Source organism: Rhizobium sp. 01N424, from assembly GCF_056399485.1.
This window is the reverse complement of sequence record NZ_JBFTRK010000005.1, coordinates 141,516-168,507: the sequence shown is the minus strand read 5'-3', so window position 1 is coordinate 168,507 and position 26,992 is coordinate 141,516. Positions and strand designations below refer to the sequence as shown.

The following is a 26,992-nucleotide window of genomic DNA, read 5'->3' as shown; positions in this document are numbered from 1 at the left end:
CCTGTCTATCCGCGGCAGGCGCGATTGCCAAGGTCAGTAAACGGTATCGGGGTGCGTTGCGTTGCGGACATCGGCCAGACCGCGGTTGGCATCCTTGCTGCCGGTCGCAGCAGCCGCCTCGAAGACGCGCGTGGCGTCGCCATACATCTTGAGGTTCAGGTAGCAGTAGCCGCGCAGCACCATCAGGTCGATGGTTTCCTGCTTCAGCTGGGCGCGCTGGTCGAGGAAGATCAGCGTCTCGCGGTAGCGCTTGGCGCCATAGGCCGAAAGCGCCCGGTCAGCCAGGATGGCAACCTGGAGCTCGGCGGCGCGCTGGCGGTTCTGCGGTGCGCGGGTCGCGGCAACGGCGGCGTTGTTGGAAAGGCCGGCACGAAGATAGGCAAGGCTCTGGCCGTAGGCGGCATCTTCGCGGTTCTGGCGAACCGGGCTCTTCAGCGCTGTCTCGAAGGCGCCGATCGCCTCCATCGGGCGGTTCAGGTCCATCAGGCACCAGCCACGGTTCAAAGCATCGCCCGGGTTCAGCATATCGGCGTCAACGGTCGTGGAGCAGCCGCGCGGCTGGCGACCGCCACGTTCGACATTGCGCGTCTGCAGCGGCGGCTCGGCATAATCGGCGACCGGGGCGCGCGGGCGCGGACGGAGTGCAGCCTGCTGCTGTTGAACGGGCTGCTGGTATTGCTGGACCGGCTGATACTGCTGGTATTGTTGCGGCTGCGCCTGCACGGGCTGCACCGGCTGTACGGCTTGTTGCTGAACGGGTGCGACCGCGGCAGGAGCGCCGGTCTGCGGTGCCTCGCCGGGCCCCGGAAGCGGCTGCGATGTGTTCGGCGTCAGCGACGAGGTATCGTCGAGCGTTGCGATACGCTGGGAATGACCGGCCCAGAGACGCTGCACTTCGGCAACGCCTTTGCGGTCGTTCAGCTGCTCGCGGGTGATCGCCAGACCGTAGGCAGACGGCTCGTCATCCGGCTTCCAGCGCAGCGCCGTCTCGAACCAGCGGGCAGCTGTCTGTGGCTGGTTCAGCGAGCGCGCATACCAGCCGAACTGCTGGGCGGTCGGGACATATTTCTGGGCGATGATTTCGGCGGCCATGCGGCCCAGCACATCCTCGCTGAGATTGGCGGGCGGCTGAAGCGCCATGACGTTCGCGGTCGCGGCCAGATAGGTGTCCATGGCGTCCTTGGAGTCCGTGCGCCATTTATACATGACGTCTTCGGCTTCCTGCGGCGCCTTTCTGTCGATGAGGGCCAGCGCCAGACCTTCGGACGCGGATGCGCTGTCTTCCTTGGTGCGGGCGGCGCGGAACCACTTCTCGGCGTCCTCGGCATTCTGGCGGCGCAGCTGATACCAGCCGAGCAACAGCGCATCGGTCGGCTGGCCCTGCGCTTCGGCAAGCCGCTCGACCCGGGAGATATAATCGGGCGCCACCATCAGCTTGTCGTCGGCATTGCCTTCGGCGAGGAAACGGCGGGCCAGATCATCACGGATGGCATCGAATTCGCGGGCGCCGCTGACGGCAGGCTGCTCGAGAGCAAGCAGCGACTGCATCGGCTGGTAAGGCAGAACGGACGCGGCCTTCTGGATCGTCGCCAGGCGCTCCTGCGCATTGGTGCAGTTCTTCAGGATGTAGCTATAGGCATCGACGCCGCGCTGCTGGCGGTCGCTGCTGACGAAGGCTTCGGCAACGCGCCAGAGAACGTCGATATCGCTGCAGGTCAGCAGGCTCGGGGTCGCCGAGCCGATATCGATGACGGTTGCGTATTGCTTGAGATCGGAGGCATTGACCAGCCGGGCCCGCGCTTCGGCAACGTCGAGGCGGTCGAGCAGGTCTGCGGGCGGCTGCCAGGCTGCCTCGGCCGTCTGCCGGTCGGCGATCGCCTTGCGAAGCTCCGCGTAGCGGCCTTCGGAATAGAGCTGCCACATGGTTTCGAGCTGCCTGTCGCCGCTTTGCGGAACGGCGAGCGGATCGGCAGGTGGCACCCAGTTCGGATAGAGCGCCTGGAGACGCGAGATTTCGGCCTGCAGACGCACCTTGTCGCCGCGGCTGGCGAAATAGCGCAGCGCGCTCTCATCGACCTTCGGCTGCGCCTGCGATTGCGGTGCGGATGTCTGCGGCTGCTGCACGGGCTGCGGCGGCGTTTGCTGGGCGGTCTCAACCGGCGTCATCGCTGCGCTGGCGGGCGGCTGAGGCTGCGGTGTTGCGATAACGGGGGCTGGCGCCTGCGCCTGCGCCGTGAGGACGGGTGCTGCGGCCTGCAGACGATCGGTGATTGCCTGGACGTCGATCTTCGGATCGGACGGCGCATCCGGCCCCTTGATCCGCTCCATCAGCATCAGGTTCGGAGCCTTCTCCTCTTCGCCCATCCCGAAACGCTGCTGAAGCGCCGCACGGTCTTTCAGGCCGGTGATGACACCAGCCACCACGACCGCGGCGGAAATTGCAACGAGAGAGGACTTCACAGACACTCCGGATGTTTCTCCCCGACAAAGGCCAGCCCGAGCAGCTGGAGGGTGGACGGATAGTAGAGCGCTGGCGAGAACTGCAAGGCTGATTCTGGCAGCCTTGTGCCATTCACTACACAGGCCACAACATCGTTAACAATTCGATAACCGGCATCGGAAAGCGCGGCTTTCGGTTTACCTGTCGTTAGATCGATGGTGGCCGGAGCACCGTCTACCGTCATCCCCTCCTGCAGCCGGGAGAGCAGCGCCTTGTCGGCAATGCCGGCGCGGGCGAGATAAAGCGGGATGCGAACCGAGTTATAGGCAAACTCGGCATCGAAACCTTCGGCCGGGGCCGGCATGCGCGCCAGGCTCACCCATTCGGCAGGCAGCTTGCGCGGGCCGAACTGCATGGAGCGCAGCAGGGCCAGCCCGTCATCCGTCAGTTTCTGCCACTGATCGGATGGCGCCAGCAGCGCCATCACCGGCAGGGCCTCATAGATCCAGTAGGACGGGTTGATTACCGGGCCATCCTTGCGGCCCGGCGGCATGAAGCCTTCGACGCCCGGCATCAGCAGCGTTCGCCCGCCCGATTGCACGACTGCCTCGGTCAGCAGCGAATGCGCCATCTTGGCGGCGGCCTCGATATAATCAGGCTTGTTCCAGGCCGTGCCTGCCAGTGCCAGGGCATAGGCGATCAAGAGATCGCCGTCAGACGCGTTGTTGGTGTCGGTGACATGCGGCTTGGAGGCAGGGTCCCATTTCCAAACTGCCAGCCCGTCATTGCGCAGCAGCAGTTCAGTGCGGGTGAAATACCAGATCTGCTCGAAATCGGACGGGCTGTTCGCCAGATAGGAAAGCAGCAGGCCATAGCCCTGCCCTTCGCTATGGCTGATATTGCCGTTACCGTTGTCGATGACGCGGCCAGTCTGATCGACGAACTGCGTCTTGTAGGCGGCCCAGGCCTGCGGGGCGACGAGCACCTGCTGAGCGGCCACCGGCTGCCACAGCACGGTGAGCGCGACGGCGCCTGCCATCAGCCGTGCCGCGAGCGCCCTCATTTTCCGCGCCCCAGCCTGCCGAGCATGCTCGATGTGGTAACGCCGATCAGGATCGACAGGACGACGAGGAGGAAAGCGTAGGACAGGATGTTGGTCGACAGCCAGTTGGCGGCGATCAGCCGGTAGTTGGCGATCGTACCGGTCTGCGAGGGAACGAAATCGAAGCGTGTGACCGGCACGCTTTCGACCTTGCCGGTCTTCGACGAATAGGTGGTGATATGGCCGGAGATTTGCGGCCAGTTTGCCTGCGAGGTCAGCGCTTCGGCGCCTTCGCGCAGATCCTTGGCGGATGGTGCGGTGACCAGCGTCCAGGTGCCGCCGCCTTCGGGGCTCGCTCCCTGAGCGACCATCATGGTCGCCACATTCGACGGCGCGAAGACTTCTTCCACGCCGGGCACGAACTGCAGCGAGCTCAGCGAGATGTCGAAGTTGCGGCGCATCCATTCCTGGAAAGCCGTCACCTGACCGCTCCAGGCGCCACCGCTGACCTTCGAGCGCCACTCGTCGAAGGCAGCATTGGTATCCGTCTGCGCTGCCTGGGTGTCGGGCACCGGGCGCCATGAGGCCTGGCTCGCGGTTGCCACATTGACCTGCGACAGCGCGGTCGCCGGAAGCTGCGAGATCGAGCCGATGAAGATCGCGTCGCGATCGCCGATCGTGCTTGGCGATGCAGACGTTTCGATATCGATCGGGTGACCGGCGACGCTCGCCATCTGGCCAAGCAGCGTGGCGGTCGCCGACAGCGTATCGGCATCGGCGCGGTCGATGAACAGCGGCATCGGTCCGGTCAGCCGTCCGTAGGGATAGGCGGTGCCCGCCATCGCCGCGAGATTGGGCCGCTGGCCGACGCGGGCGAAATCCGGCATGTGGAATTCGGTGGTATCGAACAGGGCGAAACGCGGCGTGCTGGCGGCCGTCGAGCCCGGCACGCAGGCGGCATCGTCCTTGGTCTGCAGGATCGCCTCGAGCGCCAGTTCGTTCAGGCCCGGCTTGAAGTGCCGCATGGTCACGCGGATCGGCAGATGGCGCAGGATGCCGCCGCCGGTCGAGGTGATCGGCACGGTCGAGGCGATGTTGCCGTTCACATAGATATCGATATGGCTGCCGGGCAGCACATTCTCGGTATAGGCGGCATCGAGCAGCACCGTCGCCTCGCCATAGGCATTGGCGTAGAAATCGGCGGGAACGGCGACGTTGAAATCGGTCTTGAACCGGCGGCCGGAGAATTCGGTGGTCTTGACGCCGAGCTGCTGGAAGCTGAGGCGGGTATCCTCGAAGAGCAGCGGCGCATCGGGCGCCGTCCAGCGCTGCGTCGTCAGCACGTCGCGGCGAACGGCCGGCGAACGGTCGGTCGGCGACACGATCGTATCGATGGCCGCCGAGATTGCAGGCCAGGACGGACCGCTGATAACCAGCACCGTCGCACCGGTCCGCGGATCGGTGGCGAAGGTAGCGAGCGGGGCAGCCTGAACGGCTGGCGGCAGTGCCGGAAAGTAAGGCGCAAGCTCGGCCGGCGTTCCGACGAGAACACTGAGCTTTCCGGCCCCACCTGCAGGCACCCGGTCGGTGCTGAACGAGAAGGTCTGGTTCGGCATGCCGCTCAGCACAGAGAGGCCCTGGGTCAGCCGCAGCAGCGGCTTGGTGGTGCCCGGCTGTTCGAGCGCCGGGACCAGCAGGTCGAATTCGGTCTTGCCGGCGCCATCGACACCGATCGCGCGGATCGCATCGGTGCTTGAAAGCTTGGCGGCGTCCTGTCCGGCGAAACTGAAATAGGTCTGCGACGGATCGATGTTCGACCAGAGTTCATAGGTAGACTGGATGCTGCAATCGGTGCGGTGGCGCTGATTGGTCTCGAAGGTCAGCAGATTGGCGCCTGGCTGCAAGAGACCGCGCGGCACATCGAAACTGACGGAGGACTGGCTGTCGGGCGACCCGACCTGCTGCTGGCCGACCGGCCGGTTGTTGATCAGCACCGTCAGCTGCGAGGCCTCGGGGGCGACGACGATCGAGTTCTGATAGGCGAAATTGAACTTTGCCGGTGCCGCCGCCTGCTCCGGCGTCAGGTAGACGGTCCAGGACTTGCGGTCGTACTCGCCTTCAAGGCCGAACTTTGCTGCCGGTACGACGTAACGCACGACATTTCCGGCGGCACGCGCAGCCGAGGCCGCATCCGGCGCTGCCGCCTGCTGGGCGGAGGGCGCCTGCGGCGCGGGCTGCTGGACATTGACCGACACGGCAGGAACAGGCACTGCCGGGACCGGCGCCGGCGCTGCGGCCGGTTGCGAAAAGACCGGCGGCGTTGCCGGAACGGCGGCCGTTGGCGCGGCTTGCGCGGGTACTGCCGGGATGGGTGCAGCGGAGACAGGGGCCGCAGGAACGGGTGCCGGCTGTGGCGGAATGGCTGCTGGCTGCTGGGCGGGAAGCGTCAGCCGCGGCACCATTGGCTGCAGCCCCGTCGGGCGTTCACTGGACATGTCGAAAGGTGCAGGCGCCTGGGCGGTCTGCGCATAAGCGATCGCCGAGGCGCTGAGAAGCAGGGCGGAGGCAGCGGCAAGCTTCTTCATCAGCTGTTCGCCTTTGCCGTCTGTTGCTGCTGCTGCGCTTGCTCGCGCTCCGGCCGCATGCTGCGGAAGAAGTAAACCAGGCCGCGGCTCGTCTGATAGAGCGACAGGCCGAGGAACCAGATGGTGCCGCGGATCAGCCCCGGATTGCGGCGGCGGCCCTGTTGGAACTGCGTCCACTGATCGGAATTGGCAAACATCAGGTCGGCGATCAGCCGGTGATCGAGCGCGCTCTTCGGAATGTACTGGCAGCCGACCGCGGTGATATCGCCAGAGGGCTCGATGTTGCGGACGATGAGCGGCAAGGTTTCGAGATCGGCACCGCTATAGGGCCGGAAGCGGATCTCGCCTTCGGCGCCGATCGCCATCAGGTCGAGCTGCTTGTTGAACACATGCAGGCGGGCGCCATGGACCGAAACGTCCTCGATCGAGGCGGTGTACCATTTGCCGTTGACGCCGAGTTCGCAGCGCCGGTTGACGCGCACGCGCCGCGACGAGGAACGCTCGCCACGCTCGGAGACCACACCCAGCGCACAGCCGGCCATGATCAGATTGATGATGTTCCAGCCGCCGACGACGAGCGTCACGTCGGCCTTATAGGGCTCGGCATAGATGCGATAGATGGTGATGATCAACGCGATGATCTGCACCGCGAAAATCACAAAGAACGGACGGCTGATTTCCGACAGTCGGCTGACAGCGATCGATTCGTCCTTCGCCGTCACCTTGAAGGTCGGCTTGCGTGGATTGAGCATGACCGAGACGACGGCGGGAAGCAGGTGCACGGTCTGCACATATTCATAGAGCTCGGAAATCCATGGCCAGCGGAACGAACCATAGAGATAGTTCTGCATCATCAGGTTCACGAGCATGTAGGCCAGCGTATAGGCCAGGAACTCGCCGCCCGATGCGGTGAAAATTTCGAGATCGAAGAACAGGTAAAAGAGCGGCGCGAAGAGGAAGATCGTGCGCGGGAACGGGAAGAGCCAGAACAGCGTCGAGGACATGTAGCAGAGGCGCTGCGGGATCGTCAGGCCGCGCTTCAGGAGCGGGAAGCGGAAGCGCAGGATCTGCATCATGCCCTGCGCCCAGCGGCTGCGCTGGCCGATGAAGCTGGCGAACGTGGCAGGCTGCAGGCCGGCGATCAGCGGCTTGTCGACATAGATCGAGTTCCAGCCGGTGCCATGCAGCGCCAGCGCCGTTTCGCAATCCTCGGTGATGCTGATACCGGAGAAGCCACCCTGGCTTTCCAGCGCCCGGCGGCTGAGAACCGCAGCCGAGCCGCAGAAGAAGGCAGCATTCCACTTGTCGAGACCGCGCTGGATGATGCCGTAGAACATCTCGTTCTCGCTCGGCATGTTGTCGAAGGTGCGCAGGTTGCGCTCGAGCGGATCCGGATTGATGAAGAAGTGCGGCGTCTGGACCAGGAAGAGCTTCGGGTCGTCGTCGAAATAGCCGACCGTTTCCAGCAGGAAGTCGCGCGCCGGGGCGTGGTCGGCATCGAAGACGGCGATCAGCTCGCCGGTCGAGTGCTTCATGCCGTTGTTGAGATTACCGGCCTTGGCATGCTCGTTGCGCTCGCGGGTCAGGTATTTGACGTCGAGGTCTTCGCAGAGCTGCTTCAACTCGTTGTGCCGCGCGGCGGCGGCCTGGGCTTCGACAAGCTTGTTGGAATTGCGCTTCTGCAATGTGCCGCCGTCGTCGAGCAGCCAGACATGCAGCTTGTCGGCCGGATAGTCCATAGCCTTGGCGGCCGCCAGCGTATTGGCGAGCAGATGCGCGTCCTCGTTATAGGACGGGACGAAGACATCGACATGCGGGTGGCGGTCGTTGCGGGCGGCGCGCGACGGGCGTGACGGCAGCGGCGTGGCGACGATGAAGAGGCTGAGCGCCAGCATGGCGACCGAATACATTTCGGCCAGATAGAGAAGCAGACCGGGAATGAAGTTTTCGAGCTGATTGACCGGCGGCAGGGTGTTCGTCGTGCGCCAATAGACATAGCGCAAAACGATTGAGGTACCGAAGGCGAGCGCGATCAGCCGCCAGGTCCCCTCGCCCTTCATCACCTTGATGATCGCCATGATGGTGACCACGGTGATGCTGGCGATGAGCTGCGTCTGCAGATTCACCGGCAGAGTGATCAATGCGATCACGCAGAGCGAGACAACCGCCCATATGAGGATGCTTCGGGCCTTATGCATCGACGTCCCTTCGAAATAACAAAACCGGGCCTGATGGCCCGGGCATGCCCGTCTATCTCCGGCAGGCGGCCGTCATAGCCGCATCGCCTATGCAGTCTGGCGAGGGGACGGCGACACCGCCTGCCCGCGCGGATTGTTGTGCGGGAGCCGCAGGCTGCGCTGGAGCGCCCGGGACGACCACCTGTGAGCTCTGCGCCGGCGCATCCGGAAGCGGCACGCGCGGCCCGACCGGCGCCAGCTGCTGCACCACGGTCTGCGGTGCCGTGGCCGGCTGAGCCGCCACGACGGTGCGCCGCACGGCAACGCGGTTGACGGCCGGTGGTGCGGGCTCATAGCCCAGCGGCATCGACATCTGGCGATAACCGCCATCATCTGGATAGATCGGGCTGCCGGTCCGGCCGAGCGTCGGATCGGCGCCGCGGACATCGCCGTAGGGGTTCCAGATTTCGCCGTTCAGCGTACCGGTGATCGTATAGCCATACATGACGGCCAGCAGCTGCCGCTCGCTGGCGCGGGCATCGCACAGCCGGAGCTTGACCTGGATCATGCCGAAATTGCGCGCCTGGGTATGCGCCGCATGGCTGGACCGGATCTGCTGCCAGCCATAGATACAGGTATCGCCGCCGCGGCTGCGGCCGGAGGCGTAGGAGAACGGTCCGTAGCTGTTTTGCAGGAATGTCGTGTTGCGTGCCATCGCGACGCCGGGCACAGCGCCAAAGGCTTCGCGCGACATCGCGGTTTCGCCGAGCATCTTGTAGCCGGCGCCGCCGGTATCCGGATTGGAACCGCTGGCGCCGAGAAACTGAACCTTGAGAAAGTTCTGACCGGTAACGGAAGACGAGGTAAAGAGCGCCAGCGTCTGCTCGACACCGTTTCCGCGCTTCGTCTCGATGACGCTGACGATCGACGGGCCACCTGGCGGCGGCAGAACAAGCGCCTTTTCGCTGGCCACGGCCTCGGGCGCCGACGGCTGCTTGACGCTGCCGCTCGTCGAGGTACAGCCGGACATGACGCCCGCGACCGCAACGATCGATATCAGATTCAGCAAACGCATGTCAGGGAGCCGCCGTTATCGTCTTTCCTGTTCCCCAGACGGGGAGATTCGCGCGACGGTTTCTCGAATCAACGAGCCGCCCGCATTCAGGATGGAATAAACGACGCTTATGGTTAATCACTTATTAATGGGATACGCAGACTTCGCATGGACAGAAGTTACCCTGGCGATTTCGGACAGCGCCAAGCTGCGGACGAATAATGTTTTTTAGTAACGCCTCAATTACCATTGCCGCGCTTGCTGGTTGAAATGTGCCGACGCCGCACGCACATTGACACATATGCAGGAGGAGATGCGGAGGTTTCCATGAACGCGATCACAGAACGCGCGATGCACGATCCGGTCGCCCCTGACGAGGTCGATGTGCTGCAGGGCGTCTTCGATGCCATCATTTCGGAACGGCGCCTCAACAAGCAGAGCGTCGATGCGCTTCAGGTCGCCCGCGACGTGATCCGCTTCTACTTCGACGGCATTCATGACCATGAGACGCTGCTGGACATGGTGCGCGCGGCGGGCTGAGTGTGGGAACAACGAATATCCAGCAGCGTTTTGATCTCAGCTGGGTAGGAAAAGGAGTTCACACCATGCGCAAGACCATGCTGGCCACGGCCGCCGTACTTCTGACGGTCAGTTCTGCCGCGTTCGCGCAGAGCACTGTCATCGTCACCGATCCCGCACCGACAGGCGCAATCGTGCTTCCGGGACAAGTCCGCACCTATGTGATGGAGCAGCAGGTGCCGTCGGTCGTCTATGATGGCGATGTCGTCGTCGGCACGACGCTGCCTGACACCGTCGAAGTCCACACCGTTCCGGATGCAGATGGCTATGCCTATACGGTGATCAACGATCGCCGCGTGATCGTGGAACCGCAGACGCACCGCGTCATCCAGGTTCTCGAATAACACCTGCAGAAAAGCGCGGGGGCAGATGCTTCCGCGCTTTAGACTTCCGTGGATTGAAATGATTAGCGGACCTGATCGAGCAGGCGCTTGCATTCCAGGAGATCGTAGAGTGCTTCCTGAAGCAGCGCCCGGTCTTCTTTGCCGACGCTGGATTTGCCGATCGATACGTCGGCCTGTTCGTCCTCGCCGCTGACGAAATTGAAGAAGCGGCGCGTAATTGGCGCTTTGGCACGCCCGACCAACTGATCCTCGTCGGCCATGCAGACCCGTGGCTCGGATGAGGCCCCTGCTCCATCCTTGGAACTCGCAGCCAGCGCCTCGACGCTCGCCAGATCGCCATGGGCGACCGAGACCACGAACTTGTTGCCATTGGTCTTCAGGAGTTTCTGCACACCCTTGATCGTATAGCCATGATCGTAAAGCAGATGCCGGATGCCCTTCAGCAGATCAACATCCTCAGGACGATAATAGCGTCGCCCACCGCCGCGCTTCATCGGCTTTATCTGCGGAAAACGGGTTTCCCAGAAGCGCAAGACGTGCTGCGGCAGATCAAGGTCATCCGCAACTTCGCTGATGGTTCGAAAAGCATCAGGGCTCTTGTCCAACGTCCTACTCCCTACGCGACCTCGGTGGCGGTCCAATCCGCGACTCATCATATTTCAACGGTTTGAAGCGTCGAATTCAAGTCACGTCTTCGCGTTCCCACAGATCGCGGGCAATGACATCAATGATTTATCGATTATGCACAGTGCCCGGGATGGGCTCAGGAGGCCGGATTGACGGGCTTCTGCTTCACCTTGCGAAGCGTATGCGCCTTGAGAATCCGGGTCTTCAGGACGTTTGACGCCTTGAAGGTCATGACGCGGCGGGGTGAAATCGGCACTTCTTCGCCGGTCTTCGGATTGCGGCCGATGCGCTCGTTCTTGTCGCGGACCTGGAATGTCGCGAAAGACGAAAGCTTGACGGTCTCGCCGCGGACGATGGCGTTGCAGATCTCGTCGATCACGGTTTCGACAAGCTCGGCGGATTCCGTTCGCGAGAGGCCTACCTTCCGGAAAACCGATTCCGCCAGGTCTGCTCGCGTCACTGTCTTTCCGGTCATGGTTTCCCCGCCCAAACTACAAAATATCTTATGAAAGCGAACAAAGACTATTTGTCTTGTGCCTTACGGTCAAGCTCTTGTTCGTCGCCAGTTTTTCGCGATTTATGCCGTTACCAGCGCAGCAATACGGCGCCCCATGTGAAGCCGCCGCCCATGGCCTCCAGCATCACCAGATCGCCCTTCTTGATACGGCCGTCACCGGCCGCGACGGCGAGCGCCAACGGAATGGAAGCCGCCGAGGTGTTGCCATGGAGATCGACGGTAACGACGACTTTTTCTGGGGCAATGTTCAGCTTCTTGGCCGAACCGTCGATGATGCGCCGATTTGCCTGGTGGGGGACCAGCCAATCGAGATCGTCAGACGTGGTGCCGGTCGCCTCGAAGGCTGCGGTAATGACGTCGGTGATCATGCCGACCGCATATTTAAAGACCTCGCGGCCTTCCATGCGCAGTTTGCCGACAGTGCTGGTGCTCGACGGGCCGCCATCGACGAAAAGCTTGTCCTTGTGGGAGCCGTCGGAGCGCAGATGCGCGGTCAGAACGCCGCGGTCCGAGGTCTTGCCCTCGCCTTCTGAGGCCTCCAGCACGATCGCGCCGGCACCATCGCCGAACAGAACGCAGGTGGTGCGATCGTTCCAATCGAGAATGCGGGAGAAGGTTTCGGCGCCAATGACCAGCACACGCTTGGCAAGGCCGCCACGGATATAGGCGTCCGCCGTCGTCACCGCATAAACAAAGCCGGTGCAGACAGCCTGAACGTCGAAAGCGAAGCCATGGCTCATACCGAGACGGTTCTGGATGTTGACGGCGGTCGCGGGAAACGTGTTGTCCGGCGTCGAGGTGGCACAGATGATGAGATCGATGTCGGCAGGCGTCAGGCCTGCATTGTCGAGCGCGGCACGGGCTGCAGCCTCGCCGAGCGACGAGGTCGTCTCGCCCTCGCCTGCAACGTAGCGCTGGCGGATGCCGGTGCGCTGGACGATCCACTCGTCCGACGTATCGACAACGTCCTCCATGTCACGATTGGTCATTACGCGTTTCGGAAGTGCGGATCCGAACCCGCGAACCACTGAACGGATCATACTTGCTAAACCCCGTCGCTCACGCAGCTTCCGGCCCGATCGGGGGCAGCCGCTTGGCGTGATATTTCTTAAGATCGTTTTCTATTTTCTGATTGAGGCCATTCTTGGCCATGTCGTAACCGACTTCGATCGCGGCAGCGATGCCTTCGGCGTTGGCGCCGCCATGGCTCTTGATGACGATGCCGTTGAGACCGAGGAACACGCCGCCATTGACCTTGCTCGGGTCCATCTTCTCGCGGAGGAGATCGAAGGCGCTCTTGGCAAGCAGATAGCCGATCCTGGCCATCAGCGTGCGCGACATCGCCTCGCGCAGCAGCGTGCTGATCTGCTTGGCGGTGCCTTCCGCCGTCTTCAGGGCGATATTGCCGGAGAAACCCTCGGTGACGACAACGTCGACCGTGCCCTTGCCGATATCGTTGCCCTCAACGAAGCCGGAATATTCGAGCGACTCGATTCCCGCTTCGCGAAGCAGGCGGCCGGCTTCCTTGACTTCGTCCTGACCCTTGACCTCTTCAACGCCGACATTCAGCAGACCGACCGTCGGGCGTTCGAGATCGAAGAGCGCACGCGCCATGGCGCCGCCCATCAGAGCGAAATCCATCAGCTGCTGCGCGTCCGCGCCGATCGTGGCGCCAACATCGAGAACGATGCTTTCGCCGCGCAGCGTCGGCCAGATCGCGGCAATCGCCGGACGCTCGATATTGGCCATCGTCCGCAGACAGAATTTCGACATGGCCATCAGCGCGCCGGTATTGCCGGCCGAAACCGCAACATCGGCCTCACCGGTCTTTACGGCCTCGATGGATCGCCACATGGTCGAGACATAGCGGCCGCGGCGCAGCGCCTGGCTGGGCTTCTCGTCCATGCGGACGGCAAGCTCGCAGTCATGGAAAACAGATTTCTCGCGGAGTTTGGGAAAATTCGCCAGAACCGGATCGCACTGCTCTTTCAACCCGTAGAAAGCGAAGGAGATATCCGGATGCCGCTCCAATGCCTTTGCGGCACCTGGGATGACAACCTGGGGACCAAAGTCGCCACCCATGAGGTCGAGAGAAATTCTAATCACGCGTCCCTGATCCTTCTTTTCGCCGGGGAGGCGAAATTTCGGCCAAAATACCGGTTTTCGTAACGCTTACAACTCAAATATGTCAAATACCCAACGGGTATTCAGTCCTTCTTCCAGTCTTTCAGCGCAGCGAAGGGCGAAGGCTTCTTGTCCTTCTGGCCGTCATCTTCGATGTGTCCGGAAAACTCGATGCCAGCCTTGCGGGGATAGGGATCGATTGCCAGGGCGGCAAATTCGGTCACCACGGCGCCTGCATCGATACTGTCGCCGACGAAGGCTTCCGGCAGATCGGGACCATCCGGGTCCAGTACCATCTCGCCGGCATCATTGGCCGGGCGGCGGGCAAGCTTGGAATTTTCAGGCACGAAGATCTGCTCGAACTGCTCGTCGATATCAGAGGGCACCGGTTCGAGCGTGACGACGCAGGCCTGAACGATCTTGGCTCGCACCCTGCCCTTGACGCGGATGCCGTCTTTTTTCCAGCGGTTGATCTGCAGCTCGGCGCGCAGCTCGTCGACCGCCAGGATATCCCAGCTTTCGGCAAGCGCCTTGCGCTCCTTCTCGTCCGCCTCAAGGCGAACCTCGACGGGGTTGGCCGAGACATGGCCAACCTTCACGAGGTAGGAAAAGGGAATGGCGTCATCCTGATGTTTCATTACGTCCTCCTCAGGCCGCTTCCGGCAGCGTTGCCGAACCGGTGGCGATCTGGTCTTCGGATTGTCCGGACAGAGCAGCTTCCGCCTTGAACATCCAGCCGCTCAGTGCGCTCATATCTGCCGGGGCTTCCGCCTTCGGGTGGATATTGCGAGACAATGCCGTGGCAAGCTCCTCGCTATTTCCTGCATCCATCGCCTTCGAATAGGCTTCGAGACGGCCATAGAACATGCCGGCGAGTTTTTTCATGCGCTTCGGCACGCTGTTGTCGCCGATACCGAGCTCGCGGATCGAATAGTCGATATCCTGAAAGAAGGCATCGACGATCTCCTGGGCGATCTCCTGACCGCTGGTTCCCGATGCCCGGGTGCGGCGGAAGAACAGGATCATCACCAGCGACAGCATCTCGAAACGGCCCATGACCGTGTCGGGCACATTCATCGTCTCATAGAGTTCGGGCATACGGGCCGCAGCCGTCAGCGTCGAATACTGCCGTTCGACGATCGCCTGATTGTTGTTTTTCTTACGAAAGAGCCCGAAGATCATTGTTTTTTCCGGAAATGCCTCATTCTTCACGCGGAGTTGCGTGGGCCGTGTTGCATGAATTCGAAAGCTGGTTTACCGAAGCAGGCGCGAATTGCAATGCCGAAGGTGGCCACTTTCGGGACAGCGCCCTTTCAGGGCTGCGACGCGGCGAATTGGGAGAATTCGACCCCGGAAAGGCCACAAAGGTTTTGCATCAGCGGTGCTCAAGCATGGCCCAAAGCCGCCTACTGATACTCAAGGGGAGTAGATGTCGTTGAAGAAACGGTATTTCAAGTCTGACGTAAAGTTCTTCAGCAGCGCGGCCATTGCGATCATGATTGCTTCAGCGGGACTGACAGGTTGCCAGACCGGCACCGTGCTGAACGGCGGCTATGTCGTCGATGCGGAGTCGCTCAACCTCGTCCCCGAGGGCTCTAGCCGCGAGCAGGTCCTGCTTTCGCTCGGCACGCCTTCCACAACCGCGACCTTCGACAACGAAGTCTTCTATTATATCTCGCAGCGCCGCACGCGCTCCGTCGCCTTCCAGAAGCTGAAGGTGGTGGACCAGACGGTTCTCGCCATCTATTTCGACAAGGATGGCGTCGTGGCGCGGCGCGCCAACTACACGCTCCAGGACGGCAAGGTGTTCGACACGATCTCGCGCGTCACGCCGACCGGCGGCCGCGAACTCACCTTCCTGCAGCAGGTTCTCTCGGGTGGCGCAGGCAGCGCGGCAAAAAGCCTGTTCGGCACACCGGATGGCAATCCTCAGAACCCGGCAAGTATCAAGTAAGACTGCGATTGCAGGAACAATTAAGAAACCCGCCGGATCGCTCCGGCGGGTTTCTTCGTTTCAGGCTATCGCCTCCCCTTACATGCCGGCGAGGATCGCAAGCAGCAGAAGTGCGACGATATTGGTGATCTTGATCGCCGGGTTGACGGCCGGACCAGCGGTGTCCTTGTAGGGGTCGCCGACGGTATCGCCGGTGACGGATGCCTTATGGGCTTCAGAACCCTTCATGTGGCGGTTGCCGTCCTTATCGACGAAGCCGTCTTCGAAGGACTTCTTGGCGTTGTCCCATGCGCCGCCGCCCGAAGTCATCGAGATGGCGACGAAGAGGCCGTTGATGATCACGCCGAGCAGCGAAGCGCCGAGCGCGGCGAAGGCCGAGGCCTTAGAGCCGGAGATCAAGAGAACGCCGAAGTAGACGACGATGGGCGCCAGAACCGGCAGCAGCGAGGGGATGATCATCTCGCGGATTGCCGCCTTGGTCAGAAGGTCAACGGCGCGGCCGTAATCCGGCTTTTCCGTGCCCTGCATGATGCCCGGCTTTTCGCGGAACTGCTTGCGCACTTCCTCGACGATTGCGCCCGCCGCGCGGCCGACGGCCGTCATGGCGATACCGCCGAACAGATACGGGATCAGGCCGCCGAACAGCAGACCGGCAACAACGTAAGGGTTCGACAGATCGAAGGAGATCGTGCCGATGCCTGCGAAATACGGATACTGGTCGCCATGGGCGGCGAAGTATTGCAGGTCGTTGGCATAGGCGGCGAACAGCACCAGCGCCCCGAGACCGGCAGAACCGATCGCGTAGCCCTTGGTGACGGCCTTCGTCGTATTGCCGACGGCGTCGAGCGCGTCGGTCGACTTGCGCACTTCAGGCGGCAGATGCGCCATTTCGGCGATGCCGCCGGCATTGTCGGTGACCGGACCGAAGGCATCGAGCGCCACGATCATACCGGCAAGGCCGAGCATCGAGGTGACTGCGATACCGGTGCCGAACAGGCCGCCGAACTGGTAGGTCGCCAGGATGCCACCGACGATGACGATGGCGGGAAGCGCCGTCGATTCCAGCGAGACCGCAAGGCCCTGGATGACATTGGTGCCGTGACCGGTCACCGATGCCTGGGCGATCGAGACGACGGGGCGCTTGCCTGTACCTGTATAGTACTCGGTGATAACGACGATCAACGCCGTGACCACAAGACCGACCAAACCGCAAATGAAGAGGTTCGTGCCGGTGATCTCATGTCCGGCAACGGTGCCGAGCGAGCCCCAGCCAACGGTCAGCGATGTGGCAATACCGAGACCGACGATCGACAGCAGGCCGGTGACGATCAGGCCCTTGTAGAGAGCTCCCATGATCGAACCGTTCGAGCCGAGCTTGACGAAGAAGGTGCCGATGATCGAGGTGATGATGCAGACGCCGCAGATCGCCAGCGGATAGATCATCGCCGACTGCAGGATCGGCGCACCGGCAAAGAAGATCGCCGCCAGAACCATCGTCGCGACCACAGAGACCGCATAGGTCTCGAACAGGTCGGCCGCCATGCCTGCGCAGTCACCGACATTGTCACCGACGTTATCGGCGATCGTGGCCGGGTTGCGCGGATCATCTTCCGGGATACCCGCTTCCACTTTACCGACGAGGTCGCCGCCGACGTCAGCACCCTTGGTGAAGATACCGCCGCCGAGACGGGCGAAGATCGAGATCAGCGATGCACCGAAGCCGAGCGACACAAGCGCATCGATGACCTCGCGCGATCCGGATTCATGACCGAGAATGCCTGTCAGGACGTAATAATAGATCGACAYGCCGAGCAGCGCGAGACCGGCAACGAGCATACCTGTGATGGCGCCGGACTTGAAGGCGATATCGAGGCCAGCCGCGAGGCTGTGGGAGGCGGCCTGAGCCGTGCGCACGTTGGCGCGGACGGAAACGTGCATGCCGATGAAACCGGCAGCGCCTGAAAGCACGGCGCCGATCAGAAAGCCGATCGCGGCCGTTCCGGAGAGAAGCAGCCATGCTGCAATGAAGACAACGATGCCGACGACCGAAATCGCCTTGTACTGACGCGTGAGATAGGCCTGTGCGCCTTCGCGGATATAGCCCGCGATTTCTTGCATGCGGCTATTACCCTGATCGGCGGCCAGCACCGAACGGGTCGTCCAGATGGCGTAGACCACCGAGAGCAGACCGCATGCGATTACGCATAAAAGAATGTTCATTTCGCTCTTTCCTCCAAAAGTGCTGCCGGTGCACTTCTCCGCCCCGACCACGAACGCAGCCGAATCGTCTTCTCTCCTCAGAAACGCTCTAGCTTTGCGTGCGGAGATTGCTTGGTGGAAAACACGACGTCAAGACCGCAGAGGCTAAAACCCTTGCAGCACAACGGATTGAGAGATTTGGTCCGATAGAAGGCGCGAAGCCTATTTCCGCGTGTCGCCGCGTACCTGCTTGGCGATGCGGTCGAGGACGGCGTTGACGAGCTTGGGCTCATCATCCTCGAAGAACGCCTGGGCGATCTCCATATACTCGGTGACGATGACGGCGACAGGCACGTCCTTGCGGTCGGTCAGCTCGAAAACGCCGGCGCGCAGGATGGCACGTACCGTGCTGTCGAGGCGCGACAGCGCCCAGTCGTCCTGCAGGGCGGACGCGATCAGCGGGTCGAGGCGCAGCTGTTCACGCACGACGCCCGAGACGATGGAGCGGAACCACGACGGATCGGCCTTGAGATAGGTTTCGCCGTCGATTTCCTGGCCGAGGCGATGCGCCTCGTATTCGGCGACGATTTCCAGAACGCCGGTACCGCCGATATCCATCTGATAGAGCGCCTGAACGGCAGCAAGACGCGCAGCGCCCCGCTGGTTTGCCGCCTTTACCTGACGCTCCGGAGTTTCATTGCTCATTCAAGCCCACCCAGTTTCTTCTTCAGCTCGATCATCGTGAGAGCTGCACGGGCGGCAAAACCGCCCTTGTCCTTGTCGGAGCGGCGGACGCGTGCCCAAGCCTGCTCGTCGTTTTCAACCGTCAGAATGCCGTTGCCGATGGCAAGCGACTCGCTGACGGCGAGATCCATCAATGCGCGCGACGACTCATTGGAGACGATATCGAAATGATAGGTTTCGCCGCGAATGACCATGCCGAGGGCGACAAAGCCATCATACAGCACGCCACCATTATCTGCGCCGTCGAGCGCCATGGCAATCGCCGCCGGAATTTCCAGCGCGCCGGGAACCGTCACCACGTCGAAGGTCGCGCCGGCTTCCTTCAGCGCGAAGCTCGCACCTTCGAGGAGTGCGTCAGCCATGTCGTCGTAGAAGCGTGCTTCAACGATCAAAATGTGGGGAGCATCGGCCCGCGCCATGTGTCACCTTCGGTTTTAGAGAACTCGCCATGCGGCAGGCCGCGGTCAAAACATGCCTTCGCGCGAATGGCAAGCAAATTCCGATCATGGCTGAAATGCAAAACCTGAAATCCTTGCAAGTGCATAGAACAAAGCCATGCTGCAGCGCATCAACATGCGCTTTCCACCGCCCCGAATAAGGCATAAAAAAGGCAAGGAAGATGAAGAATAATTAACGCGATTTCAGTGACTTAGGCCATTGAAGCAACGGCTTTGGCGCCCCAATTCCTTTCTCGTAACGCCGACGATCCCCTGCACGACAGCCGACCGTCCGGGCAGATGAAAGGATACTACCATGAACCGCGTTGCCAAACTCGCCATCGTTTCCGCTCTCTCCTCCCTCGCCTTTGCCGGCGTCAGCCGTGCGGAAAGCCTTGGGATGAACTCCGCCCCCGGCATCGAGCAGACCCTGCGCTCGTTCCAGGGCAACTTCGCCGTCCAGCAATATCAGGACTGGCGCAACATCGACAGCATGGACCAGTTCGGCCCGCGCTCGGCCCCGATCCGCGATGCTCAGGAAGTCCATCAGATCCAGGCCTCGATCGACGCCAACAGGAGCCTCACCCGAAAGCTTGCTGACCAGGGCATCAGCGTCAACAACGTCATCAACGTCGAACAGGCGGCCGATGGCAGCCTGACGATCTTCACCGATTGACATCAACCACGACCAGGGAAAGGCGGCGTGCTGAGCGCCGCCTTTCCCTATATCTCTATTCCTGCTCTTGAAAACCACTGCCGAATGATGGTCTGTTGCCCGCCAAGGGAGACAAAACATGCCATCAGAAAAGACGACACCGGTTATCAACCCGGCCACCCTTCAGCTCGATCATTGGACACAAGGCACGCTTTACGAAAGCACCGATATTTCCTTCGGCAAGCTTCTCGGCCTTTCCAATCTCGGCATCAGCTATAATGAAGTGCCTCCGGGCAAATCGGGTTGCCCCTTCCACAATCATCATGTCGAAGATGAACTGTTCATCGTTCTCTCAGGAAGCGGCGAATACCGCTTCGGAGCGGAACGGCATGCGATCTCCAAGGGATCGGTGCTCGGCGCGCCTGCCGGCGGTCCCGAGACGGCACATCAGATCCTCAATACCGGCAGCGAACCGCTGATCTACATGGGCGTCTCGACCATGTCGCCGACGGAGATCGTCGAATATCCCGACTCAGGGAAGTTCCTGGCCAAGACCCGCAAGGATGGCGGCTACCCGAGCTTCCGGGTCATCGGCCGCACCGATGAGAGCCTGGACTATTGGCATAACGAGCCTGGCGCATAAAAACAGAAAGCGATTTTCGATGTTGAATATTCCGACGATCGAGACGGAGCGCCTGATCCTGCGCCCGCACCGCAAGACCGATTTCGAAGCCTACGTCACCTTCTGGGCTGACGAGGACGTGGTGCGCCACATCACCGGCGTGCCGAGCACACGCGAACAGACCTGGGCGCGGCTGCTGCGCGCCACCGGCATGTGGCACCATATGGGCTTCGGCTTCCTGGCCATCGAGGAAAAGGAAAGCGGCCGCTTCGTCGGCGAATGCGGCTTTCTCGAAACCCGCCGCGAGATGACGCCGTCGATCGAGGGCACGCTGGAGACCGGCTGGGCGCTCTCGCCGAACTTCCATGGCCGCGGCTATGCGAGCGAAGCGCTGCAGGCGATGATCGCCTGGGCCGAGCAGCGCTTTCCTGACATGGAGATGACCTGCATCATCTCGCCGGAAAACGCGCCGTCGATCCGACTTGCGGGAAAGCTCGGTTTCCGCGAAGTGACGCGTAGCGATTACAACGGTGAGATCATTCTGTTTTCGCGGACGGGAACTCTGCCAGCCTAGCGGCATAACGAGCCATGGTATCGACTTCGAAATTGACGAAGTCGCCCGCCTTGCGCTCGCCCCAGGTGGTCACTTCGAGCGTGTGGCGGATCAACAGCACGTCGAAATCGGTGCCATCGACAGCATTGACGGTCAGCGAGGTGCCATCGAGGGCGATCGAGCCCTTGGGGGCGACGAATTTCGCCAGATGTTCGGGCGCCCGCAGGCGATAGCGGGTGGCGTCACCTTCGGCGGTTACCGAGAGGATTTCGGCCTTGCCATCGACATGGCCGGAAACGATATGGCCGCCGAGTTCATCGCCGATCTTCAGCGAGCGCTCGAGATTGACCCGGCTGCCTTCTTTCCAGGTAGCGATCGTCGTCAGCCGCAGCGCCTCCTCCCAGGCCTCGACCTCGAACCAGCGGCCATTGCTGCCTTCGGCGGGCAATCCCGTGACTGTCAGGCAGACGCCGGAATGCGAGATCGATGCGCCCATGTCGATGGTCGCCGGATCGTAGCTGGTGGCGACGCGCAGCTTGACGCCCTCGTTCATCGCGGAAACGGATTCGATCCTGCCCATATCGGTAACAATGCCGGTGAACATCAAAGCTCTCTTTCGTATTCGTCCATTCGGTCGGGCCCGAATGCAAATGTGCCCCTCAGGGCGAAACCGGATGGCATATCGGTCTTCGTCACCGGCGATTCAATACCGTCAGTGCCGATCACGACGTCACCCTGGTACAGCTGGATGCGATCGACGAGGCCGGCATCGAGGAAAAGTCTTGCGGTCCTGGCGCCGCCTTCGACGATCAGCGAGGAGATGCCGCGGGAGGCGAGCGCCGGGAGCAGGACTTCCGGGTGGTAGGGATTGCAGTAGAGGATTTCGATGCCGAGAGCTTCGAGGGCGGTGCGGCGGGAGTCCAACTCGCTGGTGTCGGTGGTTGGGTTACCCCCCTCTGCCCAGCCAATCTCCCCCACAAGGGGGGAGATTGGCTGGGCGGACCCACTCGCTCCGACATGAAACGCATCGGAAGACGGATGCTCCGGGTCGATCTCCCCCCTTGTGGGGGAGATGTCCGGCAGGACAGAGGGGGGTGATCCCTCAACATCCGCCAAATCGGATAGCTCTTCCCTCGCCACCACAATCACCGGCACATCCCGCGCCGTCCGCGCCAGCTTGCCGGTCACCGGCAGCGACAGCGCCGGATCGAGCACGATCCGCACCGGCGAACGGGTTTCCTGCCCGGCAATCCGCACCGTCAGTTCCGGATCGTCGGCAATCGCCGTGCCGATGCCGATCAATATCGCATCCGATTCCGCCCTGAGCTTCTGAACCGCGGCGCGCGCGGCCGGCCCGGTAATCGCCACCTGCCCCGCGCCCCGCCGGCCGATCATGCCGTCGGCGGAAACCGCAAGCTTGAGAGTCACATAGGGCCGCTTCTTCGTCTGGCGTGTGAGATAGGCGGCGAGTGAGCGCCTGCCCTCCTCTTCCAGAACGCCGGTATCGACCGCAATCCCGGCATCCTCGAGCATGGCGATGCCGCGGCCGGACACGCGCTCGTCGGGATCGGTGACGCTGATCACCACACGGGAGACGCCCGCCGCAATCAGCGAATTGGCGCAAGGCGGTGTCTTGCCGAAATGCGAGCAAGGTTCGAGCGTCACATAGGCGGTGGCGCCCTCGGCGCGGCTGCCTGCCTCGGCCAGCGCCTGCGGCTCGGCATGCGGGCGGCCGCCAATCGCCGTGGTGCCGCGCCCGACGATCTCGCCATCCTTGACGACGACGCAGCCGACCGACGGGTTGGTCGACGTCTGGCCAAGATGCAAAAGGCCGAGGCGGATCGCCTCGGCCATATAGCGTTCGTCATCTGTCGAAGTGCTCATCGCTCAGCTGTCCAGCGTATCGCGGCCGATCTTGGCGTTGATCTCCGAGATGACCTTTTCGAAATCCTCGGCATGCGAGAAATCGCGGTAGACGGATGCATAGCGGACGAAGCCGACGTCATCCAGGCTCTTCAGCGCCTCCAGCACCTGCAGGCCGATGGCCTCGGAGCTGATTTCCACTTCGCCCGAACTTTCGAGACGGCGGACGATTCCGGAGACGGCCCGCTCGATCCTGTCGCGATCGACCGGGCGCTTGCGCAGCGCGATCTCGAAGGAGCGAACCAGCTTGTCGCGGTCGAAAGGCACCTTGCGGCCGGTCTTCTTGACGACCATCAGCTCGCGCAGCTGCACGCGCTCGAAGGTCGTGAAGCGGCCACCGCAATCAGGACAGATACGCCTGCGGCGGATGGACGTATTGTCCTCCGCCGGGCGTGAATCCTTGACCTGTGTGTCTTCCGATCCGCAGAATGGGCAGCGCATGCGCTATCCTTAGCCGATGTAATCGTACATTGGGAAGCGGTTGGTGAGGTTCATCACCTTGTCCCGCACGGCAGCTTCGACACCGGCATTGCCTTCGTCGGAATTGGCGGCCTTCAGGCCGTCGAGAACCTCGACGATCAGCTTGCCGATTTCCTTGAATTCCGCTTCCTTGAAGCCGCGGGTCGTCCCGGCAGGCGCGCCGAGACGGACGCCAGAGGTGACGAAGGGCTTTTCAGGGTCGAACGGAATGCCGTTCTTGTTGCAGGTGATAAAGGCGCGGCCGAGCGCCTGTTCGGCGCGCTTGCCCGTCGCGTTTTTCTTGCGAAGGTCGACCAGCATCAGGTGGTTGTCGGTGCCGCCGGAGACGACGTCGAGGCCGCCGGCGATGAGCGTCTCGGCAAGCGCCTTGGCGTTCTTGACGATCTGTGCCGCGTAATCCTTGAACTCGGGCTGCAGCGCCTCGCCGAAGGCAACGGCCTTGGCAGCGATAATGTGCATAAGAGGACCGCCCTGGAGACCCGGGAAGACGGCCGAATTGAACTTCTTCGCCAGATCCTCGTCATTGGTGAGGATCACGCCGCCGCGCGGGCCGCGGAGCGACTTGTGGGTCGTGGTCGTGGCAACGTGGCAATGCGGGAACGGCGACGGATGCTGGCCACCGGCAACGAGACCGGCGATGTGTGCCATGTCGACCATCAGATAGGCACCGACGCTGTCGGCGATCTCGCGGAAACGCTTCCAGTCCCAGATGCGGGAATAAGCGGTGCCGCCGGCGATGATCAGCTTCGGCTTGGTTTCTTCGGCCTTGCGGGCGACTTCGTCCATGTCGAGCAGGTTGTCGCCTTCGCGCACGCCGTAGGACACGACGTTGAACCACTTGCCGGACATGTTGACAGGCGAACCATGCGTCAGGTGACCGCCCGAATTGAGGTCGAGACCCATGAAGGTGTCGCCCGGCTGCAGCAGCGCCAGGAAGACGGCCTGGTTCATCTGCGAACCGGAGTTCGGCTGAACGTTGGCGAAGTTGACGCCGAAGAGCTTCTTGGCGCGTTCGATCGCCAGTTCTTCGGCGATGTCCACATACTGGCAGCCGCCATAGTAACGCTTGCCCGGATAGCCTTCGGCGTACTTGTTGGTCATGATCGAGCCCTGGGCTTCCAGAACCGCACGGGAAACGATGTTTTCCGAGGCGATGAGTTCGATCTCATGGCGCTGGCGGCCGAGCTCCTTGCCGATCGCGCCGAAGATCTCAGGATCGGTATCGGCGAGCGAACGATTGAAGAAGGTCTGTGTGGAAGCATTGGTCATGGCGGGCTCCTCAACTTGAATGGCCGCAGCTTTAGCCTTCCGTTTGCGCCAGAGCAATACGAAGAACGACATTTGCTGGGCAATCTACGCGCGGTGCCAAGGTCTCGGTATGTCGGGAGGGTGCGCCCTCCTCTTTGGCCCTCATTCCTGTGCCTGTCACAGGAATCCAGCCACGGCGCGTCCGCGCCGTGAATGAAACTTCTTAGCTTAAAAAAGGGTCTTCCGCGCCCAAGGACTTGGGCGCACTGGATCCCTGTGACAAGCACAGGGATGAGGGAAGCAGGGTGTTGCCTCAAACGAAAAAGCCGCGCAATCGCGCGGCCTTTCACAAACTCAAAACACCAGCCCTTACTGAACCGGCTGTTCCGTCGTTGCCGTCGTATCCAGCGCCAGTTCGGCGTTGCCGTCCATCTGGTAGATGTCGTCGCGGAACTGGACGACGCCGTCGGGCATGCCCCAGGCGGAGATGTAGACGAAATAGACCGGCACTTCTTCAGAGAGCTTGATCGGCGTGTTGACGCGGCTGGCGATGACCTGTTCCATCTGCTGGCGCGGCCAGCCGGGGGTTTCGCCGAGCAGCCAGGTCGTCAGGTCGCGGACGTTCTGGACGCGCACGCAGCCGGAGGATTCGAAGCGCATCAGCTTGTTGAACAGGCCCTGCTGCGGCGTGTCGTGCATGTACTCGCCGTTCTTGTTGTAGAAGTTGATCTTCGTCGAGGCCATGGCGTTGATCTTGCCCGGGTCCTGACGGAACATCAGGTTCGGGGCCTTCTCGGCGTTCCAGTCGATGGTCTCAGGCGCGACTTCGGTGCCCTTGCCGTCGATCAGGCGAATGTTGTTGCGCGTCAGGTAGGTCGGGTCCTTGCGCATCAGCGGCACGATGTCCTTTTCGACGATCGAACGCGGCGCGGTCCAGTAAGGATTGAGGATGACCTCGTAGATCTTCGAATTGACGAGATGCGTCGGGCGGCTCAGGCGGCCGACGATCGCATTGTGGCGGGTGGCTACGGCGCCATCCTGAACGGCTTCGACGTAAGCTGCCGGAATATTGACCATGACGTGACGGCGGCCGAGCTCTTCCGGGAAGGTCTGCAGGCGGATCAGGTTGGTGTTCAGCTGCTGCAGGCGGACATCGACCGGAATGTTCATCGCCTTCAGCGTGAACTCGCCGATGACGCCATCGGACGGCAGGCCGTGGCGGGCCTGGAAGCGCTTGACGGCGCCATCGACATAAGAGTCGAACGAGGACGACATGCCGGCTTCCTGCGGCAGGTCACCAGTGGCGAAGAGACGCTGCCGCAGCGCCTGGACCGACTGGTCGGTGACGCCGAGCTGCAGGCGCTGGTCGGCAGGCGGATTGACCGTCGGCCAGCCGCCGGCAGATGCGATCTGCTGGTACTGGGCGATCGCCTGCTGCATGCTGGAAACGGATTGGGGACCGAGGATGGGGGTATTGGAAACAATGGCGTTGGCGGTGCGCGATGCGGCCTTGGCATCGAACTGATCGTCCCAGTCGCCGCGGCGCGGCGCGTTGATCAGCGCGTCGACGGCCGTCTGCGCCAATGCCGGGGCGGCCAATGCGCTGACACCGAACGTGGCCGCGGAGGCCAGAAATGCGCGGCGCGAGAGAGCTTCAATTCCGTTTTTCTTCGACATAGTCCCAACCAATGAATGCCGCAGGCTTGAGAGGAAACCGCGGGCTTTGCGAGTCACTGCGCGATAACGCAGACCACTATCATTCCGTTCTCCGGCGCATCACAAAGTTTCCGCCACCGGGCATCACAAGATTGCGAGCCGGAAACGTGAAGGCGTGAAATACTGTCTGAGGGCGCCGTCTACCGTCTTTCCGCTGCCATACCAATATGGCCAATTCGTGTCGCCTGCCCCTTCGAAGACCTACCGGCGGTAGGTTCAAGACAGGTGAACGGCACGGACCAAACCATATCAATGCGTAAACGGTGCTGGTTAATAACGGCTAAAAAACGGCCTGAATACAGGCGATTACGCTTGGGTGGGATGCGTTGCAAAGATGACACGCTGGCGGGAACGAGCAAAACCGGACGCGCAGGGAACGCATCCGGTTTTCTTCGACCTTGGAGGAGGTCTTAAGCCTTACAGGCGGTACATGATCGAGTCGTTCCAGAAGCGGTCGAGGCGCTGCAGGAGCTTGTTCATCTGGGTGAATTCGTCGGTGCCGATGCCGCCGACCTTATCGATCGAGGTGATGTGGCGTTCGTAGAGCTTGGCGACCGTCTCGGCGATCTCGGTGCCGGTTTCCGTCAGGCTGATGCGGACGGAGCGGCGGTCAATGCGCGAGCGCTGGTGGTTGATGAAGCCGAGGTCGACGAGCTTCTTGACGTTGTAGGAAACGTTGGAGCCCAGGTAGTAACCGCGCGAGCGCAGCTCGCCGGCGGTCAGTTCCGAGTTGCCGATGTTGAAGAGCAGGAGAGCCTGGATGGCGTTGACGTCGCTGCGGCCCTGACGGTCGAACTCGTCCTTGATGACATCCAGAAGACGGCGGTGAAGACGTTCAACAAGATGAAGGGATTCCATGTAAAGATCACGGATGTCCTGGTCCTGCTGGTCACGGAAGTTCGATACCGCCTGCGGCTTGATTTTCGTGTTCATGATGACTGCCTCACTGTTTGTTTGGCGGTGTTGGTTTTC

At 62.0% G+C, this 26,992-nt stretch carries 25 protein-coding genes and 1 pseudogene; 6 read left to right on the top strand and 20 right to left on the bottom strand.

From position 1 onward, the window contains the following. Window positions 1-33 precede the first annotated feature (33 nt). The 5 genes from AC1DNK_RS15585 to bcsN are packed head-to-tail and all read right to left on the bottom strand — an operon-like array spanning window position 34 to window position 9,319. Window positions 34-2,460 carry a cellulose synthase gene (locus AC1DNK_RS15585; RefSeq protein ID WP_477942189.1) on the bottom strand — a complete coding sequence of 809 codons (2,427 nt, stop codon included), beginning with the start codon at window positions 2,458-2,460 and terminating at the stop codon, window positions 34-36. Next, entirely contained in the window at window positions 2,457-3,503 is a 1,047-nt protein-coding gene (locus AC1DNK_RS15580) for a glycosyl hydrolase family 8 (RefSeq protein WP_112517006.1), read from the bottom strand. Before AC1DNK_RS15580 ends, AC1DNK_RS15585 begins: the two co-directional genes overlap by 4 nt. Further along, complete coding sequence (locus AC1DNK_RS15575) at window positions 3,500-6,067, bottom strand: cellulose biosynthesis cyclic di-GMP-binding regulatory protein BcsB (RefSeq protein WP_477942010.1); 2,568 nt, start codon at window positions 6,065-6,067, stop codon at window positions 3,500-3,502. The genes AC1DNK_RS15580 and AC1DNK_RS15575 overlap by 4 nt, the downstream gene beginning before the upstream one ends. Further along, the gene (bcsA, locus tag AC1DNK_RS15570; protein WP_477942008.1) at window positions 6,067-8,265 is read right to left on the bottom strand and encodes a UDP-forming cellulose synthase catalytic subunit; all 2,199 of its coding nucleotides are present in this window, start codon (window positions 8,263-8,265) and stop codon (window positions 6,067-6,069) included. The genes AC1DNK_RS15575 and bcsA overlap by 1 nt, the downstream gene beginning before the upstream one ends. 52 nt (window positions 8,266-8,317) lie before the next feature. Continuing rightward, the gene (bcsN, locus tag AC1DNK_RS15565) at window positions 8,318-9,319 is read right to left on the bottom strand and encodes a cellulose biosynthesis protein BcsN (RefSeq protein ID WP_477942006.1); all 1,002 of its coding nucleotides are present in this window, start codon (window positions 9,317-9,319) and stop codon (window positions 8,318-8,320) included. Between the two features lie 306 nt (window positions 9,320-9,625). Between bcsN and AC1DNK_RS15560 the strand changes: the two genes are divergently transcribed. Continuing rightward, window positions 9,626-9,838: a hypothetical protein gene (locus AC1DNK_RS15560; protein ID WP_477942004.1), complete on the top strand. Its 213-nt coding sequence runs from the start codon at window positions 9,626-9,628 to the stop codon at window positions 9,836-9,838. Between the two features lie 65 nt (window positions 9,839-9,903). Next, the gene (locus AC1DNK_RS15555) at window positions 9,904-10,221 is read left to right on the top strand and encodes a DUF1236 domain-containing protein (RefSeq protein WP_112389607.1); all 318 of its coding nucleotides are present in this window, start codon (window positions 9,904-9,906) and stop codon (window positions 10,219-10,221) included. A 62-nt stretch (window positions 10,222-10,283) separates the two neighbouring features. Here the strand turns inward: AC1DNK_RS15555 and AC1DNK_RS15550 are convergent, their stop codons facing one another. The 6 genes and pseudogenes from AC1DNK_RS15550 to AC1DNK_RS15525 all read right to left on the bottom strand — a co-directional run bounded on the left by AC1DNK_RS15550 (window position 10,284) and on the right by AC1DNK_RS15525 (window position 14,727). Further along, window positions 10,284-10,874, bottom strand: coding sequence for a MerR family transcriptional regulator (locus tag AC1DNK_RS15550; RefSeq protein ID WP_477942002.1), 591 nt, complete (start codon window positions 10,872-10,874; stop codon window positions 10,284-10,286). Between the two features lie 110 nt (window positions 10,875-10,984). Beyond that, window positions 10,985-11,323, bottom strand: coding sequence for an integration host factor subunit alpha (locus AC1DNK_RS15545; RefSeq protein WP_112389605.1), 339 nt, complete (start codon window positions 11,321-11,323; stop codon window positions 10,985-10,987). 110 nt (window positions 11,324-11,433) lie between these two features. Next, window positions 11,434-12,405 carry a beta-ketoacyl-ACP synthase III gene (locus AC1DNK_RS15540; protein ID WP_477942000.1) on the bottom strand — a complete coding sequence of 324 codons (972 nt, stop codon included), beginning with the start codon at window positions 12,403-12,405 and terminating at the stop codon, window positions 11,434-11,436. 19 nt (window positions 12,406-12,424) lie between these two features. Continuing rightward, on the bottom strand, window positions 12,425-13,471 hold the full coding sequence (gene plsX / locus AC1DNK_RS15535) for a phosphate acyltransferase PlsX (protein WP_310298290.1): 1,047 nt from the start codon (window positions 13,469-13,471) through the stop codon (window positions 12,425-12,427). Between the two features lie 101 nt (window positions 13,472-13,572). After that, window positions 13,573-14,127, bottom strand: coding sequence for a YceD family protein (locus tag AC1DNK_RS15530; RefSeq protein WP_112537476.1), 555 nt, complete (start codon window positions 14,125-14,127; stop codon window positions 13,573-13,575). Between the two features lie 10 nt (window positions 14,128-14,137). Then, a pseudogene (locus tag AC1DNK_RS15525) lies at window positions 14,138-14,727 on the bottom strand (ubiquinol-cytochrome C chaperone family protein). A 191-nt stretch (window positions 14,728-14,918) separates the two neighbouring features. Here AC1DNK_RS15525 and AC1DNK_RS15520 point away from each other — a divergent pair. Beyond that, window positions 14,919-15,443, top strand: coding sequence for an outer membrane protein assembly factor BamE (locus AC1DNK_RS15520; RefSeq protein WP_112389600.1), 525 nt, complete (start codon window positions 14,919-14,921; stop codon window positions 15,441-15,443). 78 nt (window positions 15,444-15,521) lie between these two features. On the opposite strand, the gene AC1DNK_RS15515 is transcribed toward AC1DNK_RS15520, so the two are convergent. The 3 genes from AC1DNK_RS15515 to ribH all read right to left on the bottom strand — a co-directional run bounded on the left by AC1DNK_RS15515 (window position 15,522) and on the right by ribH (window position 18,805). Then, the gene (locus tag AC1DNK_RS15515; RefSeq protein WP_477941998.1) at window positions 15,522-17,663 is read right to left on the bottom strand and encodes a sodium-translocating pyrophosphatase; all 2,142 of its coding nucleotides are present in this window, start codon (window positions 17,661-17,663) and stop codon (window positions 15,522-15,524) included. A 201-nt stretch (window positions 17,664-17,864) separates the two neighbouring features. Further along, complete coding sequence (nusB, locus tag AC1DNK_RS15510) at window positions 17,865-18,347, bottom strand: transcription antitermination factor NusB (protein WP_112517016.1); 483 nt, start codon at window positions 18,345-18,347, stop codon at window positions 17,865-17,867. Beyond that, a complete protein-coding gene (gene ribH, locus AC1DNK_RS15505; RefSeq protein WP_112389597.1) occupies window positions 18,344-18,805 on the bottom strand; it encodes a 6,7-dimethyl-8-ribityllumazine synthase in 462 nt (153 codons plus the stop codon). Before ribH ends, nusB begins: the two co-directional genes overlap by 4 nt. A 334-nt stretch (window positions 18,806-19,139) precedes the next feature. Between ribH and AC1DNK_RS15500 the strand changes: the two genes are divergently transcribed. The 3 genes from AC1DNK_RS15500 (at window position 19,140) to AC1DNK_RS15490 (ending at window position 20,674) form a co-directional block, all read left to right on the top strand. Beyond that, entirely contained in the window at window positions 19,140-19,499 is a 360-nt protein-coding gene (locus tag AC1DNK_RS15500; protein WP_112389596.1) for a hypothetical protein, read from the top strand. A gap of 118 nt (window positions 19,500-19,617) precedes the next feature. Then, window positions 19,618-20,121, top strand: coding sequence for a cupin domain-containing protein (locus AC1DNK_RS15495; RefSeq protein WP_477941996.1), 504 nt, complete (start codon window positions 19,618-19,620; stop codon window positions 20,119-20,121). Window positions 20,122-20,140: 19 nt separating this feature from the next. After that, the gene (locus AC1DNK_RS15490; protein ID WP_477941995.1) at window positions 20,141-20,674 is read left to right on the top strand and encodes a GNAT family N-acetyltransferase; all 534 of its coding nucleotides are present in this window, start codon (window positions 20,141-20,143) and stop codon (window positions 20,672-20,674) included. On the opposite strand, the gene AC1DNK_RS15485 is transcribed toward AC1DNK_RS15490, so the two are convergent. From AC1DNK_RS15485 to ldtR, 6 genes are all read right to left on the bottom strand, one after another. Then, window positions 20,637-21,257 carry a riboflavin synthase gene (locus tag AC1DNK_RS15485; protein ID WP_112517018.1) on the bottom strand — a complete coding sequence of 207 codons (621 nt, stop codon included), beginning with the start codon at window positions 21,255-21,257 and terminating at the stop codon, window positions 20,637-20,639. The two genes, AC1DNK_RS15490 and AC1DNK_RS15485, sit on opposite strands and share 38 nt — an antisense overlap. Continuing rightward, window positions 21,257-22,537, bottom strand: coding sequence for a bifunctional diaminohydroxyphosphoribosylaminopyrimidine deaminase/5-amino-6-(5-phosphoribosylamino)uracil reductase RibD (gene ribD, locus AC1DNK_RS15480; RefSeq protein ID WP_477941994.1), 1,281 nt, complete (start codon window positions 22,535-22,537; stop codon window positions 21,257-21,259). Before ribD ends, AC1DNK_RS15485 begins: the two co-directional genes overlap by 1 nt. 3 nt (window positions 22,538-22,540) lie before the next feature. Further along, the gene (gene nrdR / locus AC1DNK_RS15475; protein ID WP_112389591.1) at window positions 22,541-23,017 is read right to left on the bottom strand and encodes a transcriptional regulator NrdR; all 477 of its coding nucleotides are present in this window, start codon (window positions 23,015-23,017) and stop codon (window positions 22,541-22,543) included. 9 nt (window positions 23,018-23,026) lie between these two features. Then, window positions 23,027-24,325 (bottom strand): serine hydroxymethyltransferase, encoded by a 1,299-nt coding sequence (gene glyA, locus AC1DNK_RS15470; RefSeq protein WP_112517020.1) that lies wholly within the window; start codon window positions 24,323-24,325, stop codon window positions 23,027-23,029. Window positions 24,326-24,673: 348 nt separating this feature from the next. Next, a complete protein-coding gene (locus AC1DNK_RS15465) occupies window positions 24,674-25,981 on the bottom strand; it encodes a L,D-transpeptidase family protein (protein ID WP_112389589.1) in 1,308 nt (435 codons plus the stop codon). A gap of 456 nt (window positions 25,982-26,437) precedes the next feature. Further along, complete coding sequence (gene ldtR, locus AC1DNK_RS15460) at window positions 26,438-26,953, bottom strand: transcriptional regulator LdtR (protein WP_112389587.1); 516 nt, start codon at window positions 26,951-26,953, stop codon at window positions 26,438-26,440. Window positions 26,954-26,992: the final 39 nt, after the last annotated feature.